Origin of the sequence: Paracoccus versutus, from assembly GCF_029909795.1 — a bacterium.
GTDB classification, from domain to species: Bacteria; Pseudomonadota; Alphaproteobacteria; order Rhodobacterales; family Rhodobacteraceae; genus Paracoccus; species Paracoccus versutus.
In genome coordinates this window covers 1502734-1520732 of record NZ_CP038196.1, presented here as the reverse complement: position 1 = coordinate 1520732, position 17999 = coordinate 1502734, and the positions used below count along the sequence as shown (strand labels likewise).

Here is a 17999-nt window from a genome sequence, read left to right as displayed (position 1 = left end):
GGGATCCGCGCCAGCACGGAGGATAGCGATGACCGACGCCTATCAAGCCATCATCGACCGCTGCGCCGGTTTGCCGCCGCTGCGCACCGCCGTGGTCCACCCGGTCAGCCATACCGTCTTCGACGCGGTGGAAGAGGCGCGCGCGGCCGGGCTGATCGAGCCGGTGCTGGTCGGCCCCGCCGCCCGCATCGCCGCCGCGCTGACCGAGGCGGGGCAGGCCCCCGACACCTATGAGATCGTGGATACCGAACACAGCCACGCCGCCGCCGCCCGCGCCGCGCAGATGGCCGCGACCGGCCAGGTCGGCGCGATCATGAAGGGCTCGCTGCATTCCGACGAGCTGCTGGGCGCGGTGATCCACCCGCAATGCGGGCTGCGCACCGAGCGGCGGATCAGCCACGCCTTCCTGATGCTGACCGAGGATTATCCGCGCCCCTTCATCATCACCGATGCGGCGGTCAACATCGCCCCCGACCTGATGGTCAAGGCCGACATCCTGCACAATGCCATCGTGCTCTGGCGCGTGCTGTGGGGGCCGGCCCGGCCCAAGGCCGCGATCCTTGCCGCGGTCGAGACGGTCAATCCCAAGATGCAGGCCACGCTGGACGCGGCGGCGCTGTGCAAGATGGCCGATCGCGGCCAGATCGAGGACGCCGATCTGGACGGGCCGCTGGCCTTCGACAATGCGATCAGCCCGGCGGCGGCGCGGGAAAAGGGCATCGTCTCGCCCGTGGCGGGGCAGGCCGACATCCTGCTGGTGCCCGATATCGAATCGGGCAACATGCTGGCCAAGCAGCTGGTTTTCATGGGCGGCGCCGATGCGGCGGGGATCGTGCTGGGTGCGCGGGTGCCGGTCGTCCTGACCAGCCGCGCCGATTCCGTGCGCGCCCGGATGCTGTCCACCGCGCTGGCCGTGCTGATGGCCGAGGCGCGCCGGCTGGGGCAGGTGAAATGACCCCGGCGATCCTGACGCTGAATGCCGGCTCGTCGAGCCTCAAGTTCCGGGTCTTCGCACGCGAGGGGCTGGCGCTTCTGGCGCGCGGCGCGGTCAGCCGGATCGGCGCGGATGCCGAGCTGGCGGCCCGGCTGGCCGGCGGGCCCGAGTTCCGCGGCCCGGTCGCGGGCGGCGATCATGCCGCCGCCATGCAGGCCGTGCTGGATTTCATCGACGCCCATGACGAGGGCTGGCGGATCGAGGCGGTGGCGCATCGCATCGTCCATGGCGGCACGCGCTATGTCCGCTCGACCCCGGTCACGCCGCAGGTGCTGGAGGATCTGGCGGCGCTGATCCCGCTGGCGCCGCTGCACCAGCCGCACGGGCTGGCCGCCATCGCCGCCGCCCGCCGGCTGGTGGGCGACGAGGTGCCGAACCTTGCCTGTTTCGACACCGCCTTCCATGCCGGGCGGGATGCCCTTTTCACCCATTTCGCCCTGCCCGAGCCGCTGTTCGAACAGGGCGTGCGCCGCTATGGCTTTCACGGCCTGTCCTATCAATGGCTGGCGCAGGTGCTGGCGCGCGACCATCCCGACCTGCACCGGGGCCGCGTGGTCGCCGCGCATCTGGGCAATGGCGCCAGCCTTTGCGCCATGCATCAGGGGCGCAGCGTCGATACCACCATGGGCATGACCGCGGTGGACGGCATTCCCATGGGCACGCGCTCGGGCGCCGTCGACCCCGGCGCGATCCTGTTGATGCAGCGCAGCTTCGGCATGACGCCCGAAGAGATCGAGGATCTGATCTATAACCGCTCGGGCCTTCTGGGCATGTCGGGCAAGTCGAACGATGTGGCGGCGCTGCTGGCGGATGGCTCGGCGCAGTCGCGTTTCGCGCTGGACTATTTCGCGCTCAGATGCGCGCAGGCGGCGGCGGCCATGGCGGTCTCGCTGGGCGGCATCGACGCCATGGTCTTCACCGGCGGCATCGGCGAGAACGCCGCCCCGGTGCGCGAGGCGATCCTGCGCCGCATGGCGCCCCTGGGCGATTTCGCGACCCTTATCATTCCCGCCAACGAAGAGCGGATGATGGCGATGGAGGCGGCCGCCCTGCTGGCCTAGCGCTGGCGGACATAGCTGCCGGGCGCGTCCTCCAGCACCGGATAGCCCGCGGCGGCCGCGCCCATGCCCGGCGGCGCCACCCGCTCGGCCGCGGAATGCCGCGCCAGCCAGTCGGTCCAGGCCGGCCACCAGCAGCCCTCGCGCAGCGCGGCGGCGTGCAGCCAGTCGTCGGGCGGCAGGCAGGTGCCGTCCCGCCCGCGGGTGGCGATGCGGTGATGGCCGGGCCCGGCCGGATCCAGGATGATCCCCGCCAGGTGGTCCCGGTCGCCCAGCACGAAGGTCAGCTCGGCATCGCTGAGGCAGTGCAGCCGATAGACCGAGCGCCAGGGGGCGACGTAATCCTCTTCGGTGCCGACGGCAAAGACCGGCGCGCGGATGTTGCGCAGCGCCACGGGCCGGCCGTCGGTCAGCAGCCGGTCGCCGGCCAGCGCGTTTTCCAGGTAGAAGCGGCGCAGGTATTCGCCCTGCATGCGATAGGGCATCCGGGTCGAATCGCTGCTCCAGGCCAGCATGTCGGTCATCGGCTCGCGCTCGCCCATCAGATAGGCGCGCACCATGCGCGACCAGATCAGGTCGTTCGAGCGCAGGAAGCGGAAGGCGCCCAGCATCTGTTCGGCCGTCAGGTAGCCGCGTTGCCGCATCGCGCTTTCCAGGCTGTTGAGCTGGTCGTGGTCGATGAACAGCCCCAGCTCGCCCGGCTCGGCGAAATCCGTCTGCGCCGCCAGCAACGAGACGCTGGCCAGCCGGTCGTCCCGCGCCCCGCCCATGGCCGCCGCCGCGATGGCCAGCAGCGTGCCGCCCAGGCAATAGCCCGCCGCATGGATGCCCCGCCCCGGCAGGATGGCCGCGATCGCATCCACCGCCGCCATCACCCCCAGGCTGCGGTAATCCTCCAGCGTCAGGTCGCGGTCCTCGGCCGTGGGATTGCGCCATGAGATGCAGAAGACCGTGTGCCCGGCGCCGACCAGATGCCGGACCAGCGAGTTTTCCGGCGAAAGGTCGAGGATGTAGTATTTCATGATCCAGGCCGGGACCAGCAGCACCGGCTCGGCCAGCACGGTGTCGGTCGCGGGGGCGTATTGGATCAGCTCGATCAGATGGTTGCGATAGACCACCTTGCCGGGGCTTGCCGCGACCTCGTGGCCGACGCGGAACTGCTCGGCCCCGACCGGGGGCTTGCCGGCGGCCAGCCGGGCCATGTCCTCGGCCCAGTTGCGCATGCCCACCCATTGGTTCAGCCCGCCGGTCTGCAGGGTGCGGGCGATCACCTCGGGATTGGTGAAGGGCAGGTTCGCCGGCGAGGCCATGTCGAGCCATTGCTGCACCATCGCTGACAGCAGGTTCTGGCGATGCGGATCGACGCCGGGCACGTCGCGCGTCGCCTCCTGCCACCATTGCCGCGCCAGCAGGAAGCCCTGGGCCCAGAGGCTGAAGGGCGGGTTCTGCCAGGCCGCGGCGGCAAAGCGGCGGTCCTGCGGGGGCGGCCGGATCACCGGCTCGGCCGCCGGATCGGCGGCGAGCGCCGCGGCATGGGCCAGCAGCGCCGCCGTCTCGCGCGCGGCCTTGTCGGCCAGCTCCAGCCGCTTGCCCGGCGCGGCGGCCAGGTGCGCCGACCAGTCCATCAGCGCCATGCCGAGCGCCAGCGGCGAGACGCCGGTGCCGAAGCCGGCGGCCATCGCCTCGCGCAGCCGGTCGATGGCGCGAAAGGGGCCGGCATCGGTCGGGACGGGGCCGGTTGCAAGGGTATTCGCCGTTTCCTTCATGGCAGCAGATCCCGGTCGGAAAGAGAGGGGCTGGCCGGGCGCGGCCGCGCCCGGCGGGCGGCTCAGGGCACCAGCACGGCCGCGCCGTCGAAGCGGCCGGCGCGCAGGTCGTCCAGCGCGCGATTGGCCTCGCGCAGCGGATAGGTCGTGGTTTCGGTGGCGATGCCGATGCGGGGCGCCAGCGACAGGAAGTCCAGCCCGTCCTGCCGCGTCAGGTTGGCGACCGAGGCGATCTGGCGTTCGTGCCAGAGCAGCGCATAGGGAAAGGCGGGGATGTCGCTCATGTGGATGCCGGCGCAGACCACGCGGCCGCCCTTGCGCACCGCCTTCAGCGCCGCCGGCACCAGCTCGCCCACCGGGGCGAAGATGATCGCTGCATCCAGCGGCTCGGGCGGGGGCTGGTCCGAGCCGCCGGCCCAGACCGCGCCCAGCCGGCGCGCGAAATTCTGCGAGCGCAGGTCGCCGGGGCGGGTGAAGGCATGGACCGCGCGGCCCTGCCACGCCGCCACCTGCGCGATGATATGGGCGGCCGCGCCAAAGCCGTAAAGCCCCAGCCGCGGCGCCTTGCCCGCGATCACCAGCGCGCGCCAGCCGATCAGCCCGGCGCAAAGCAGGGGCGCCAGCGCCACGTCCTCGCCGGCCTCGCCCAGGGGAAAGGCGAAACGCGCGTCGGCGATCGCCGCGGTCGCATAGCCGCCGTCCCGCGTGTAGCCGGTAAAGCCCGGCGCGTCGCACAGGTTCTCGCGCCCGTCGCGGCAATAGGGGCAGGCACCGCAGGCGTGGCCCAGCCAGGGGATGCCGACCCGCTGGCCCAGGGCAAGGCCGGCAACGCCGGGGCCGAGCGCCTCGATCCGGCCGACGATCTCGTGTCCGGGGATGATCGGCAGCACCGGGTCGGGCAATTCGCCGTCGACCACGTGCAGGTCGGTGCGGCAGACCCCGCAGGCCAGGACGCGGACCCGGATCTCGCCCGGACCGGGGTCACGGTCGGGCAGTTCGGTCCAGACCAGCGGCGCGCCGATCCTGTGCAGCAGCATGGCATGCATCGGGCATCTCTCAACAGCGGGGTCATGTCCAATATGCGGATGCCGGGGCGGGCTTGTAAATGGGCGCGGCCTTTGGTCGCGGGCCTTTCGGCCCGGCCGGTCACGCCGCCGCGTGCGGCAGCACCCAGATGCCGCTGTCGGGCACGGCATTGACGCGCAGCCGGCAGCCATAGGCGCTGGACAGCGCCTCGTCGGTCAAGACCTCGTCGGGGCGGCCCTGGCACAGGACGCGGCCGCCGCTCATCAGCACCAGCTTTTGCGCGAAAAGCGCGGTCAGGTTCAGGTCGTGCATGACCGCGACCACGCCGCCGCCGGCCCTGGCGTAATCGGCGGCCAGCCGCATCACCGTCAGCTGATGGGCGATGTCGAGGCTGCTGACCGGCTCGTCCAGCATCAGCCAGCGCGGGCCGTCCGCGTCCAGCGGCTGCCAGACCTGCGCCAGGACGCGGGCCAGCTGCACCCGCTGCTGCTCGCCCCCCGAAAGCTCCTGGTAGAGACGGCCGGAAAAGCCCGGCAGATCGACCGCCGCCAGTGCCGCCGGCACCAGCGCATCGGCGCGCTCGCCGCGGGCCTCGACGCCGATGCGCACCACCTCGGCCACGGTAAAGGGGAATGACAGGGCGGCGGCCTGCGGCAGCACGGCACGGCGCCGGGCCAGTTCCTCGGGCGACAGGGCGGCGATGTCGTGCCCGTTCAGGATGACGGCCCCGCGGCAGGCGAGTTCCCCGGTCAGGCTGCGCATCAGCGTGGTCTTGCCCGAGCCGTTCGGCCCGACGATGGCGGTGATCTCGCCCGCCCGCGCCTCGACCGAGACGCCGTGCAGGATCTGCTTGCGGCCAAGGCTGACCTGGATGTCGCTGGCGATCAGGCTCACAGGTCCAGCACCCCGCGGTTGCGCAGAAGGATCCACAGGAAGAACGGCCCGCCCATGACGGCGGTGACGATGCCGATGGGCAGCTCGGCCGGGGCGATCACCGTGCGGCTGACCATGTCGGCCAGCAGCAGCGTCACCGCGCCCAGAAGCGCCGAGTTGACCAGCAGCCAGCGGTGGTCCGGCCCGCTGGCCAGCCGCAACAGATGCGGCACGACGATGCCGACGAAGCCGATCCCGCCCGAGACCGCGACCGCGGCGCCGGTGGCCGCGGCGACGGTCAGGATGGCGCGGTTCTTGACCTTCTGCACGCGGATGCCGACATGGCCGGCCGCCGCCTCTCCCAGCGCCAGCGCATTGAGTCCGCGCGCGAGCCAGGGGGCGTAGAGCAGGGCCAGCGCCATGATCGGCGCCCCGGCCAGCAGCTTGGGCCAGTTCGCCCCGGCCAGCGAGCCGAGGCCCCAGAATGTCAGGTCGCGCAGCTCGCGGTCGTTGGCGCGCAGGATCGCCAGCCCGGCCAGCGCCCCCATGATCGCGGCCAGCGCGATGCCGGCCAGCAGCATGGTCGCGACCGAGGTGCGCCCGCGCCGGGTGGCGATGCGGTAAAGCGCCATGGTGGTCAGCCAGCCGCCGGCAAAGGCGGCGACCGGGACCAGATACCAGCCGAAGAACGCCGCCACCCAGCCGGGCAGCGCGCCGCCCAGCACGATGGCCAGGATCGCCCCCAGCGAGGCGCCGGAACTGACGCCGACGATGCCCGGATCGGCCAGCGGGTTGCGGAACAGCCCCTGCATCACCGCGCCCGAGACCGCCAGCGAGGCGCCGACGAAGATGCCCATCAGCACCCGCGGCAGCCGGATGTCCAGCAGCACCACCCGGTCCTGCACCGCGAGTTCGCGCCCCGCCAGCAGGTCCGAGAGCGCGCGGGCCAGCGACGTCCCCGAGGCGCCCCAGCCCAGCGAGATCACCGCGACCGCCGCCAGCAGCAGCGCCAGGAACAGCCCCAGGCGCCGCGCGCGATGGCTGCGGTCGCCTTCCAGCCGTCCGGGGCGAAGGTCGGGCGTCGCGGCCACCATCACGACCCCGCGTATATCAGGTCGTGCAGCTCGACCGCCGCCTCGCCGGTGCGGGGACCGAACCCCAGGAGCTTCAGCCCGTCCATCATCACCACCGCGCCCGCGCGGCCCGCCGGGGTCTGGGCCAGCGCCGGCATGGCCAGCACCGCCTCTTTCGCCGCGGTGTGGCTGCTGCCGCCATTGGCCTGCGCATCCGCCTGTTCGTCGCCGCGGCGCATCATCAGGATGACGTCGGGCGCGGCCCCGATCACCGCCTCGTCGGTGACGGGCTTGTAGCCCTCGACGCCCTGCAAGGCGTTCTGCGCCCCGGCCAGGCGGATGATGCCGTCCGCCGCGGTGTCCGCGCCGGCGGCCATGACCCGCCCGCCTTGCAGCGACAGCACGAACAGCACCTTTTTCGGCTCGCCCGCCACCGCTTGCGCCCGGCCGAGCGCCGCTTGCAGGTCGGCCGCCAGCTTGTCGTGCAGGGCGCGGCCCTTGTCCGGCACGCCAAGCGCCTCGGCCACCGCATCGACCTTGTCCAGCACGCCCTCGGCGTCATAGCGCTCGTCCACGCTGACGAAGGCCACGCCGGCCGATTGCAGCACCGAGACCGCCTCGGGCGGGCCCGCGCCCTCTTCGGCGATGATCAGGTCGGGCGAGACCGACAGCACCCCTTCGGGCGACAGCGCGCGGACATAGCCGACATCGGGCAGGGCATTGGCCTGGGGCGGCCAGTTCGAGGTGGTGTCGCGGCCGATCAGCCGCGCCTCTTCCCCCAGTGCATAGACGATTTCCGTCACCGAGCCGCCCAGCGACAGCACGCGCCGGGCCTCGGGGTGGCCTTCCGCGCCGGCCGGGCCGGCCAGCAGGACCAGGGCAAGCGCCAGCCGTTTCATTCCGCCGCCTCGGCCAGCGCCGGCAGGCCGGCGACCAGCGCCGCCCATTGTTCGGCATTACCGCCCTTTTCCGGGCGCAACCCGAAGCATTGGAAGATCAGCGCCCCCTCGGCATCGAAGGCCTCGACCGAGATCGCCGGGCCACGCTTGGTGGGCTTGTCCACCGCCCAGACCTCGGCGACGTGGTCGCCGCGCAGGTGCAGGTTGAAGCGCGGGTCCATGACGTTCAGCCACGGCCCCATGGGCCTCAGCGAATGGATCTTGCCGGAATGGATCTCGATGCAGCCCATGTTGCCGACGAAGAACATAACCCCCGCGCCATCGGCATGGACGCGCTCCAGCAGCGCCGGCACCGCCTCGACCGCCAGCGGCCGCACCAGCGGCGCGCCGGCGATGCGATAGGCGCCCAGCCGGTTCATCTTGAGCCGGCGGATCAGGATATTGAACTGATGCGTGTCGGTCATGTCGGCCCATTCCCGGCGCAGCGCATCGGCGCGCTCGGCGCCGGCCCTGGGCGGCTCGACCGGCGCACGCGGCTCGAAGCGGGCGGTGTCGGACTGGTCCGCCAGCGCCAGGTCGCGACGCAGCGCCCCCCAGGCTGCCAGGTCCGAGCCCTCGCGCAGGTGGATCTTGTGGACCGCGTCGCCCGCCGCGTCGAAGACCTGGACCGAGCGGCGGGTGCCGCTCTCGGCCTGCTGCTCGACGGCGAAGGCATGGACCCAATGGCGGGGAAAGATGCGCAGGTCGATCTCGGGGTCCACGGTCATGGCGGCATGCTCGCCGTCGTGGAAATCGTTGTAGGTGCCGACCTTCTCGATCACGCAAGAGCGGTTGCGGGTCAGCGCCATGACCTCGCCCAGGGCCTGCACCTGCGGGATCAGCCGGCCGGGCAGGGCGTCGATGCGGGTCGCGCCATGGCCGACCCGCGCCGCGACCAGCGCCGCCTCGGGGACGCCCAGCCGCTCGGCCAGGTCAAAGGGACGGCCGCCGTCCTCGGCCAGGATGCGGCGCAGCTCTGCGGGGGAATGGTCGGTCATCGCGGTGCCTTTCGCTGCTGTTGCATGCCCGGTTCGGACCGGGAAGATGCAAGGAATCATTGACAGTTTTACTAAGAATATTTTAACCGGCGCAAGATGCCAGCCCCGTGGCCAGCCGTAAACTTCACGACATGACGACGGGGATCACATGCCACGCCATCCGATTCGCGGCGCGCTTCTGGCCGGAAGTGCCTGCACCCTTCTCTTTTCCGCTCCGCTGCTGGCGCAGGAACGCGCCGAGGCCCAGTCCGCGCAGACCGCCTATGTGCTGGACCAGATCGTGCTGCGCGCCGGCAAGCCCAAGGTGGCTTCCGAGGTGCCGCAATCGGTTTCCGTGGTCGACGGCCAGCAGCTTCAGGACATCGACCCCGGCCATATCGGCGAGGTGCTGGCGACCGTGCCCGGCGTCGCCGGCGTCGGCTCGGGCAGCTTCTTCGGGCAGGGGTTCAACATCCGCGGCTTCGGCGCCAGCGAGCAGGCGGCGTCCGAGGCGGGCATCGTGCAGCTGCTCGACGGCGAAAAGAAGTTCTACGAATCCTATCGCCAGGGCGCGCTGTTCGTGGAACCGGACTTCCTGCGCCAGGTCGAGGTGCTGCGCGGTCCCGGCTCGTCCACGCTTTACGGCGCCGGCGCGCTTGGCGGCGTGATCGCCATGGAGACCATCGAGCCGGGCGACCTGATCGCCGAGGGCCAGACCTTCGGCGGCCGGACCAAGCTGGGCTATGCCAGCAATCCCGACACGGTGCTGGGCAGCATCGCGCTTGGCTGGCGGCCGAGCCATGACTTCGAGGCGCTGGCGGCGCTGGCCTGGCGCAAGCTGGGCGATACCAAGGATGCGGACGGCAACACCACGATCCGCTCGAACTCCAAGACGCCGAACCTGCTGCTGAAGGCAAGAAAGAGCTTCGGCGACCATTATGTCGCCCTGTCCTATCAGCACCTGGAGGCCAAGGGCGAGGACCAGGATTTCGACCAGCTGAACGGGGCGCAAAGGGATCTGTTCTATCCCGGCTTTTCCTGGGGCGTGGGCGACATCACCACGCGCGACCAGACGGCCAGGCTGACCTGGGGCTGGAACCCGCAGGACAACCGCTATGTCGATCTGACGGCGACGCTGTCCTATACCAACACCATGAAGGAGGTGCAGCAGGGCGACGACCCCGCCGAGCCGATCATGGCGTCCTTGCTGGGCCGGCGCGACTACCGGCTGTGGAAGTTCCGGCTACAGAACGCCGCCGACCTGTCTGGCGCCGGCTATGACCACCACCTGACCGCGGGGATGGAACTGTCCCGGCAGGACCGTTCCTCGCGCGTGCCCTCGTCCTCGCATCCCGAGGGGATCACCCGGTTCTGGTCCGCCTTTGCGCTGTCCGAGGTGACGTGGGGCGACCTGACCGTGAACACCGGCCTGCGCTATGACCGCCAGCGCATCGAGCCCAAGGCATCGGTGACGGCCACCGACGACCGCTACAGTTCGGATTCCTTCGAGCCGCAGCTGGCCGCGATCTGGCGGCTGGACGACAACTGGTCGGTCTTCGGCTCGGCCGCCTTCGTGAACCGGATGCCCACGGCGGACGAGCTGTTCGATACCTATATGGGCGGCGCGCCCTCGCCCGACCTGAAGGACGAAAAGGGCAAGAACCTGGAGGCCGGCGTCTCCTATCGCGGCTCGGGCATCTTTGCCGAGGGCGACGAGGCAGTGATGAAGCTGACGCTGTTCCGCAACCATATCGACGACATGATCGTGCGCACCGGGGCGGCGGCGCCCACGCCCGCCTATGTCAATATCGACCGCGCCTATCTGCGCGGCGGCGAGCTGGAGGCGACCTACAGCATCGACGCCTTCGAACTGGGCGCCGCGGTCTCGGTCGTCGATGGCAAGGACCAGGACGGCACGGTGCTGGACACGCTGCCCAACGACCGCGTGACCTTGCAGGCGATCTGGCAGGCCAGCGACGCCTGGCGGCTGGGCCTGCGCAGCACCCTGGCCAAGGGCCGCGACAAGGCGGATGGCGAACATCGCGCCGGCTACGGCGTGCATGACGTCTTTGCCACCTGGGCGCCGCAAGCCGGGGCGGCGGCGGGGATCGAGGTCCACCTCGGCGTCGACAACCTTACCGACCGCGACTATACGCCCGCCTCCTGGCTCAGCGGCCCGGCGCCGGGGCGGAACTTCAAGCTGTCGGTCTCGCGCAGCTTCTGACGGGGCTTTCGGGCAGTCACCGGAACGGCCGGCCCTGGTGGCCGGCCGATTTCATGCCCCGCACCGGCTGCGGCCGTCCATGCGACCCTGCCAACCCCCGGCGGTTTACGCGACGGAACCGGCGCCGTCCTCTTGCTGCCGACAAGGGGCGGGCGGTCGGAAATCACCTCAAGAGATGGATTTTACCCATTGCTGTCATTGGATTTTCACAAACCCATGCCACAGAGCCGGAGTTTCCGGCGCGGTGCTTGCCTGCCGCCTGCCATACCAAACCGACCAGTTGCGAATTGACACCCCGGCCCCCGGCAGGTGACAAATCCGCACAGGGAGGCGGATGGCGCATGGCGGGCCCTGGCCCAGCTGCTGCCGTCCGGGAACGATGACGCCGCAAGGCACGACTCGGAGGATACCATGCAGAAAACCCCATTCTGGCTTGCAGGGCTGATGGCGCTGCCCGTCGCGGCCGAGGCCAAGACCGAAATCTCGTGGTGGCACGCCATGACCGGCGCCAATGCCGAGGTGGTGACCAAGATCGCCGGCGATTTCAACGCAAGCCAGGCCGATTACGAACTCAAGCCCGTCTTCAAGGGCACCTATCCCGAAACCCTGAACGCCGGCATCGCCGCCTTCCGCGCGGGCCAGGCCCCCGACATCATCCAGGTCTTCGACGTCGGCACCGGCGTCATGATGGGCGCGCAGGGCGCCATCAAGCCGGTGGCCGAGGTGCTGCAGGAAGGCGGCTACGAATTCGACAAGAGCCAGTATCTGCCCGGCATCGTCGGCTATTACTCGACGCCCGAGGGGGACATGCTGTCCTTCCCCTACAACTCCTCCTCGCCGATCCTGTATTACAACAAGGACATCTTCGAAAAGGCGGGGCTGGACGTCGAGAACCCGCCCAAGACCTGGGCCGAGGTCTGGGCCGCCGCGCGCAAGATCAAGGAATCGGGGGCGGCGACCTGCGGCTATACCTCGACCTGGCTGACCTGGATCCATACCGAGAACTTCGCCGCCTGGAACGATGTCAGCTGGGGCACGAACGAGAACGGCCTGGCCGGCACGCCCGAGCTGAAGATCGACGGGCCCCTGTTCGTCAAGCATTTCCAGGAGCTGGCGGACCTGGCGAAAGAGGGCGTCTTCGTCTATGGCGGCCGCACCAGCGAGGCCAAGCAGAACTTCACCTCGGGCGAATGCGGCATCCTGACCGAAAGCTCGGGCGGGCTTGGCGACATCGTCAAGTCGGGCATGAACTACGGCATCGGCCAGCTGCCCTATGACGAGACCGCCGAGGGCGCGCCGCAGAACACCACGCCGGGCGGCGCCTCGCTCTGGGTGATGGGCGGCAAGTCGGACGAGACCTACAAGGGCGTCGCCGCCTTCTTCAACTATCTGTCCCAGACCGAGGTGCAGCAATACCTGCACGAGCAATCGGGCTATCTGCCGGTGACGATGGCGGCCTACGAGGCGACCAAGGGCTCGGATTTCTACCAGCAGAACCCCGGCCGCGAGACGCCGATCCTGCAGATGATGGGCAAGCAGCCGACCGAGAACTCCAAGGGCGTGCGCGCGCCGAACCTGCCGCAGCTGCGCGACATCCAGAACGAGGAGTATGAAAAGATGCTGGCCGGCCAGCAGGATGCGGCCACGGCGCTGAAGAACGCCGCCGAGCGCGGCAATGCCGCCATCCGCGAGGCCGCCGGCGGCTGAGGCCAAGGGGCGGGCGTTCCGGCGCCCGCCCGATGCGACAAGGGGGACGGATGAGACGCACGGTCTTTCCGCACAAGCTGCTGCCCTGGCTGTTGCTGGCGCCGCAGCTGGCGATCACGCTGATCTTCTTCTACTGGCCGGCGGCGCAGGCCTTTCGCCAGTCGGTGCTGCGCGAGGATGCCTTTGGCCTGAAGACGACCTTCGTCGGGCTGGCGAATTTCCGCAAGGTGCTGGGCGATCCGAACTACCTGAACTCGGTCCGGGTGACGGTGGTGTTTTCGGTGCTGGTCGCCTTTTGCGCCATGGCGATCGCGCTGTTCCTGGCGGTGCAGGCGGAAAAGATCATCCGCGGCAAGGGGTTCTATCGCACGCTGATGATCTGGCCCTATGCGGTGGCGCCCGCCATCGCCGGCATGCTGTGGCTGTTCATGTTCAACCCCAGCTTCGGCACGCTGGCCTGGCCGCTGCGGCAGATGGGCATCTACTGGAACCCGCTGCTGGACGGCGAGCAGGCGATGGCGCTGGTGGTCGCGGCCGCGACATGGAAGCAGATCAGCTACAACTTCCTGTTCTTCGTCGCCGGCCTGCAGGCGATCCCCCGCTCGCTGCTGGAGGCGGCGGCCATCGACGGCGCCTCGCGCCGCCATGCCTTCTGGACCATCACCTTCCCGCTGCTGGCGCCGACGACCTTCTTCCTGCTGGTGGTGAACACGGTCTATGCGCTGTTCGACACCTTCGGCATCATCCATGCCGTGACCGGCGGCGGCCCCGGCAAGGCGACCGAGACGCTGGTCTACAAGGTCTATAACGACGGCTTCGTGAACCTGATCATGGGCGACAGCGCCGCGCAATCGGTGATCCTGATGATCATCGTGATCGCGCTGACCGCCTTCCAGTTCCGCTTCATCGAAAGGAGGGTGCATTATGGCTGAACCCTCCCCCCTGGCCGCGCGCGGCGCCGGGCGGCTGCTGGCGCATCTGTGGATGGTGCTGGGCGTGATCGTGGTGGCCTTCCCGGTCTATTACGTCTTCGTCGCCTCGACCCATTCGGTGCAGACCATCCTGCGCCCGCCGCTGCCCCTGCTGCCCGGACCCGAGGCGGCGCGGAACTATTCCGACGCCTTCTCGGGCGGGATCAGCCGCATCGGCGGGGTCAGCCTGTGGCGGCTTCTGGCCAATACCACCATCGTCGCCATGGGCATCGCGCTGGGAAAGATCGCGATCTCGATGGCCTCGGCCTATGCCATCGTCTTTTTCCGCTTTCCGCTGCGCATGGCCTGCTTCTGGCTGATCTTCATCACCCTGATGCTGCCGGTCGAGGTGCGCATCCAGCCGACCTACAAGGTCATGGTCGACCTGGGCCTGATCGACACCTATCCGGGGCTGATCCTGCCGCTGATCGCCTCGGCCACCGCGACGCTTCTGTTCCGGCAGTTCTTCATGACCATCCCGGACGAGCTGCTGGAGGCGGCGCGGGTCGACGGCGCCGGGCCCTGGCGGTTCTTCAAGGACATCCTGTGGCCGCTGTCGCTGACCAATGTGGCGGCGATCTTCGTGATCCAGTTCATCTATGGCTGGACGCAATACCTGTGGCCGCTGCTGGTCACCAATTCCAACGAAATGAACACCATCGTCATCGCGCTGAAGAAGATGATCTCCTTTGCCGATGCCGATACGCCCTGGAACCTCGTGATGGTCACAAGCGTGCTGGCCATCCTGCCGCCGATCCTGGTGGTGGTGCTGATGCAGCGCTGGTTCGTCAAGGGCCTGGTCGAGACGGAGAAATAGATGGCCCGCATCCTGCTCAACGACGTCCGCAAGAGCTATGCGGGAAACCAGGTCATCCACGGCATCACCATGGAGATCGCCGACGGCGAATTCGTGGTGATCGTCGGGCCGTCCGGCTGCGGCAAGTCCACGCTCCTGCGCATGGTGGCGGGGCTCGAGGCGATCAGCGCCGGCACGGTCGAGATCGGCGGCAAGGTGGTCAACGACCTTGAGCCGCGCCAGCGCGACATCGCCATGGTGTTCCAGAACTATGCGCTTTATCCGCATATGTCGGTGCGCGAGAACATGGCCTACGGGCTCAAGATCGCGAAGCTCCCGAAAGCCGAGATCGAGGCCCGCGTCGCCAAGGCCGCGACCATGCTGGAGCTGGAGCCCTATCTGGACCGCAAGCCGCGCGCGCTGTCGGGTGGCCAGCGCCAGCGCGTCGCCATGGGCCGGGCGCTGGTGCGCGAGCCCGCCGCGCTGCTTCTGGACGAGCCGCTGTCGAATCTCGACGCCAAGCTGCGGGTGCAGATGCGCCTGCAGATCAAGGAGATGCACCTGCGCACCGGCCAGACCACGCTTTACGTCACCCATGACCAGGTCGAGGCGATGACGCTGGCCGACCGGCTGATCGTGATGAACAAGGGCGTGGCCGAACAGATCGCGACGCCGCTCGAGGTCTATCAGCGACCGGCCAGCGAATTCGTGGCCGGCTTCATCGGCTCGCCGGCGATGAACATCTTCACCGTCTCGGCGGCCGAGGGGCGGGCCACGCTGCCCGGCGGGGCGGTGCTGCCGCTGCCGGGCCTGCCGCGCGGCGGCGATCTGCGGCTTGGCCTGCGCCCCGAGCATCTGCGGCCCGCCGCGCCGGGCGAGGCGGCGATCCCGGTCGTGCTGCGCTCGGTCGAAAGGCTGGGCGCCGATGCCTTCGGCTATGGCATGATCGAGGGCTCGGACGTGCCCCTGGTGCTGCGCCTGCCCGGCACCAGCGGGCTGGCGCGCGGCGACCGGGTCGAGGTGGCGCCCGATCCGGGGCACCTGCATTTCTTCGATGCGCAAGACGGCCGGCGCATCGAGGGCTGAACCGGGCTGAACCGGGCTCAGCCGGCCCCGGCCAGCGCCTTGTCCAGCGCGGCGAAGATCGGCCGGGTCAGGCCTTGCGGCTTGCGCGTCACGCCGGCCCAGCCGCGTTCCTGCGCCGCCTGGGTGTCGAAGGCGCGGGCGGTGGTGATCCCGGCCAGCTCGTCCCAGCCGACCGGCGCCGCCACCGGGGCGCCCGGCCGCGCCCGCACCGAAAACGGCGCCACCGCCGTCGAGCCGCACTCGTTGCGCAGCCAGTCGATGAAGATCCGGCCCTTGCGGCTGGCCTTGGCCAGTTCCACCGTATAGCGGTCGGGTTCGTCCTGCGCGCAAAGCGCGGCGAAGCCGCGGGCGAAGCGCTTGAGATCGCCCCAGCCGATGCTGCGGCGCAGGGGCACCACCAGATGCACCCCCTTGCCGCCGGTCAGCATCGCCCAAGGGTCAAGGCCCAGGTCCAGCAGCCGGCCGCGCAGCGACAGGGCGGCGCTGCGCACGGCGTCGAAGCCCAGCCCCTCGTCGGGGTCGAGGTCGAAGACCAGCCGGTCGGGCCGCTCCAGCCGGTCGCGGCGGGCGGGCCAGATGTGGAACTCGACCGTGCCCATCTGCACCGCGGCGACCAGCCCGGCCGCGTCGGCGACATAGGCATAGGCCGCATCCTCGCCGTCGCTTTCGGTGATCTGCATCTGCCGGATCGCCTTGGGAAAGCCCTTGCCGGGGTGCTTCTGGAAGAACCGCTCGCCCGCCATCCCGTCGGGCAGGCGCAGAAGCGACAGCGGGCGGTCCGCGGCCTCTTCCAGCATCAGCGGCGCGATCCGCTGGTAATAGCGCGCCAGCCCCGCCTTGGTCAGCCCGGCCTTGCCCGGCCCGGCATCGTCAAAGATCACCCGCTCGGGATGCGAGATGGTCACGCCTTCGATCCGCTCGGTCATCGCCGGCTCCTGCGCTGCCTTTCGGGACCAACGCCGGCACCGGGGCCGCGGTTCGCCGCCGGTCCGGTTTGCGCTTGGCCGCGCCGCACCTATATCCCTCGCTGCAATGCGAAAGGGACAGGTTGAATGATGGACGAGGCGCAGCAACCCGGCCGGGCGGGGCCGATCCTGCATTTCCGCGGCATGGCGGGGCAGGGCATCCGGCTGGCGGCCATCGTCATCCGGCCGAAGGACGAGCCCGCGCCGCCGCCGATCCGCCTGTCCGGCAGCGAAATACCGCCGCGCCGCATCGCCGAGATCGCCGGCATCGCCGCCTGGCGCCACGATTTCACCCTGACCCCGGCGGATCGCGGCTATGAGTTCGAGGGCCGTTTTCACGCGGTCGCGACCGATCTGTCGGGCGACCTGCGCCTGGCCTTCGTCTCTTGCAACGGCGAGGAGAACGGCGATCTGGACCGCGACGGCGCCGAGCGCAACCTGATGTGGACGCGGCTGGCGCACGACCATGCCCAGGCGCCCTTTGCGTTGCTGTTGCAGGGCGGGGACCAGATCTATGCCGACGAGGCGACGCAGGGCCATCCGCTGAGCCAGGACTGGCCCGACAAGGTGCCGCAGGTGGAGGATCCCGCCCAGCTTGCCGATCTGGCCGCGCATCTGCGCCGCCGCTTCGTCGCCCGCTATCTGCATGTGCTGCAGGCGCCGGGCTATGCCGCGATGGCGGCGCAGGTGCCGGCGTTGTCGGTCTGGGACGACCATGACATCTGCGACGGCTGGGGCTCGCTGCCCGAGAAGCGCAGCCGCTCGGCCGTGGGCCAGACCCTGTTCGCCGTCGCGCGCGAAACCTATCTGCTGTTCCAGCACGGCGCGGTCGAAAGCGACATTCCCGAGCTGTTCCTGGATGCCTCGGGCGCGAGCCTCAGCTGGAAGCGCGAGCTGCCCGGCCTGACCATCGCCGCGCCCGACCTGCGCTCGGAACGCCACCGCCATCGCATCATGGGGCCCGCCGGCTGGCAGGCGGTCGAGGCGCTGGCGCCGCAGGGCGAGCAGGTGTTCCTGGTCTCCAGCGTGCCGCTGCTGGGTCCCCGCCTGTCGCTGCTGGAGCGGGTGATGATGGCCATGCCGCGCATGCAGCATTACGAGGACGACCTGCGCGACCAGTGGCAAAGCCGCGCGCATCGCGCCGAATGGCGGCGGATGCTGGGCGAGGTGCTGAAATGGCGCACCCGTGCCCATGTCACCGCGCTGTCGGGCGAGATCCATCTGGCGACCCGCGCCGTCATGGGGCCGGAGGCGCAGCGGGTGCATCAGCTGGTCGCCTCGGGCATCTCGCATCGCGCGCCGCCGCAGGCCTATGCCCGCGCGCTGGGGCTGTTCGCGGGGCTGGGCGAGGCGCCCTTGCCCCGCCATCCGATCCGCATCCACCCGCTCCCCGGCCAGCGCCACCGCTATGTGGCGGAACGGAACTACCTGACCCTGGCCCGCCAGGACGGGCGCTGGCAGGCGGTCTGGCACCTGGAGGACAGCGGCGAGACCCCGGCGCTGGATCTGTCCGACTGACCCCGGCGGGCGGTTGCGCCGCCCGCC

Annotated in this window: 13 protein-coding genes and 2 pseudogenes; 8 read left to right on the top strand and 7 right to left on the bottom strand. The window is 70.0% G+C overall.

What is annotated here, in order from left to right; translation table 11 throughout:
- Positions 1 to 10: 10 nt before the first annotated feature.
- Together E3U25_RS07625 and E3U25_RS07620 are read left to right on the top strand one after the other, a co-directional pair.
- A pseudogene (locus tag E3U25_RS07625) lies at positions 11 to 955 on the top strand (bifunctional enoyl-CoA hydratase/phosphate acetyltransferase); the annotation flags it as partial.
- Entirely contained in the window at positions 952 to 2055 is a 1104-nt protein-coding gene (locus E3U25_RS07620) for an acetate/propionate family kinase (RefSeq protein WP_072463679.1), read from the top strand. The pseudogene E3U25_RS07625 and the gene E3U25_RS07620, both read left to right, overlap by 4 nt.
- On the opposite strand, the gene E3U25_RS07615 is transcribed toward E3U25_RS07620, so the two are convergent.
- The 6 genes and pseudogenes from E3U25_RS07615 to E3U25_RS07590 all read right to left on the bottom strand — a co-directional run bounded on the left by E3U25_RS07615 (position 2052) and on the right by E3U25_RS07590 (position 8726).
- A complete protein-coding gene (locus tag E3U25_RS07615; RefSeq protein WP_116220742.1) occupies positions 2052 to 3818 on the bottom strand; it encodes a PHA/PHB synthase family protein in 1767 nt (588 codons plus the stop codon). The genes E3U25_RS07620 and E3U25_RS07615 overlap by 4 nt on opposite strands.
- A 62-nt stretch (positions 3819 to 3880) precedes the next feature.
- Entirely contained in the window at positions 3881 to 4864 is a 984-nt protein-coding gene (locus tag E3U25_RS07610) for a zinc-dependent alcohol dehydrogenase family protein (protein ID WP_116220743.1), read from the bottom strand.
- A 100-nt stretch (positions 4865 to 4964) separates the two neighbouring features.
- Positions 4965 to 5747 (bottom strand): annotated as a pseudogene (locus E3U25_RS07605) (heme ABC transporter ATP-binding protein); the annotation flags it as partial.
- Positions 5735 to 6811, bottom strand: coding sequence for a FecCD family ABC transporter permease (locus E3U25_RS07600; protein ID WP_116220745.1), 1077 nt, complete (start codon positions 6809 to 6811; stop codon positions 5735 to 5737). The pseudogene E3U25_RS07605 and the gene E3U25_RS07600, both read right to left, overlap by 13 nt.
- Positions 6811 to 7689, bottom strand: coding sequence for a heme/hemin ABC transporter substrate-binding protein (locus E3U25_RS07595; RefSeq protein ID WP_116220746.1), 879 nt, complete (start codon positions 7687 to 7689; stop codon positions 6811 to 6813). The genes E3U25_RS07600 and E3U25_RS07595 overlap by 1 nt, the downstream gene beginning before the upstream one ends.
- Positions 7686 to 8726, bottom strand: coding sequence for a hemin-degrading factor (locus E3U25_RS07590; protein WP_116220747.1), 1041 nt, complete (start codon positions 8724 to 8726; stop codon positions 7686 to 7688). Before E3U25_RS07590 ends, E3U25_RS07595 begins: the two co-directional genes overlap by 4 nt.
- Positions 8727 to 8874: 148 nt before the next feature.
- Here E3U25_RS07590 and E3U25_RS07585 point away from each other — a divergent pair, with 148 nt between their 5' ends.
- The 5 genes from E3U25_RS07585 to E3U25_RS07565 all read left to right on the top strand — a co-directional run bounded on the left by E3U25_RS07585 (position 8875) and on the right by E3U25_RS07565 (position 15489).
- Positions 8875 to 10929: a TonB-dependent receptor domain-containing protein gene (locus E3U25_RS07585; protein WP_116220748.1), complete on the top strand. Its 2055-nt coding sequence runs from the start codon at positions 8875 to 8877 to the stop codon at positions 10927 to 10929.
- Between the two features lie 411 nt (positions 10930 to 11340).
- Positions 11341 to 12636: a sn-glycerol-3-phosphate ABC transporter substrate-binding protein UgpB gene (gene ugpB, locus E3U25_RS07580; protein ID WP_116220749.1), complete on the top strand. Its 1296-nt coding sequence runs from the start codon at positions 11341 to 11343 to the stop codon at positions 12634 to 12636.
- A gap of 50 nt (positions 12637 to 12686) precedes the next feature.
- Positions 12687 to 13568, top strand: coding sequence for a sn-glycerol-3-phosphate ABC transporter permease UgpA (gene ugpA, locus E3U25_RS07575; protein ID WP_116220750.1), 882 nt, complete (start codon positions 12687 to 12689; stop codon positions 13566 to 13568).
- A complete protein-coding gene (gene ugpE / locus E3U25_RS07570; protein ID WP_036757731.1) occupies positions 13561 to 14424 on the top strand; it encodes a sn-glycerol-3-phosphate ABC transporter permease UgpE in 864 nt (287 codons plus the stop codon). The genes ugpA and ugpE overlap by 8 nt, the downstream gene beginning before the upstream one ends.
- Positions 14425 to 15489 (top strand): sn-glycerol-3-phosphate import ATP-binding protein UgpC, encoded by a 1065-nt coding sequence (locus E3U25_RS07565; protein ID WP_116220751.1) that lies wholly within the window; start codon positions 14425 to 14427, stop codon positions 15487 to 15489.
- A gap of 17 nt (positions 15490 to 15506) precedes the next feature.
- On the opposite strand, the gene ligD is transcribed toward E3U25_RS07565, so the two are convergent.
- The gene (gene ligD, locus E3U25_RS07560) at positions 15507 to 16415 is read right to left on the bottom strand and encodes a non-homologous end-joining DNA ligase (RefSeq protein WP_244294885.1); all 909 of its coding nucleotides are present in this window, start codon (positions 16413 to 16415) and stop codon (positions 15507 to 15509) included.
- Positions 16416 to 16541: 126 nt separating this feature from the next.
- On the opposite strand from ligD, the gene E3U25_RS07555 reads away from it, so the two are divergent.
- A complete protein-coding gene (locus tag E3U25_RS07555; RefSeq protein ID WP_116220752.1) occupies positions 16542 to 17972 on the top strand; it encodes an alkaline phosphatase D family protein in 1431 nt (476 codons plus the stop codon).
- Positions 17973 to 17999: the final 27 nt, after the last annotated feature.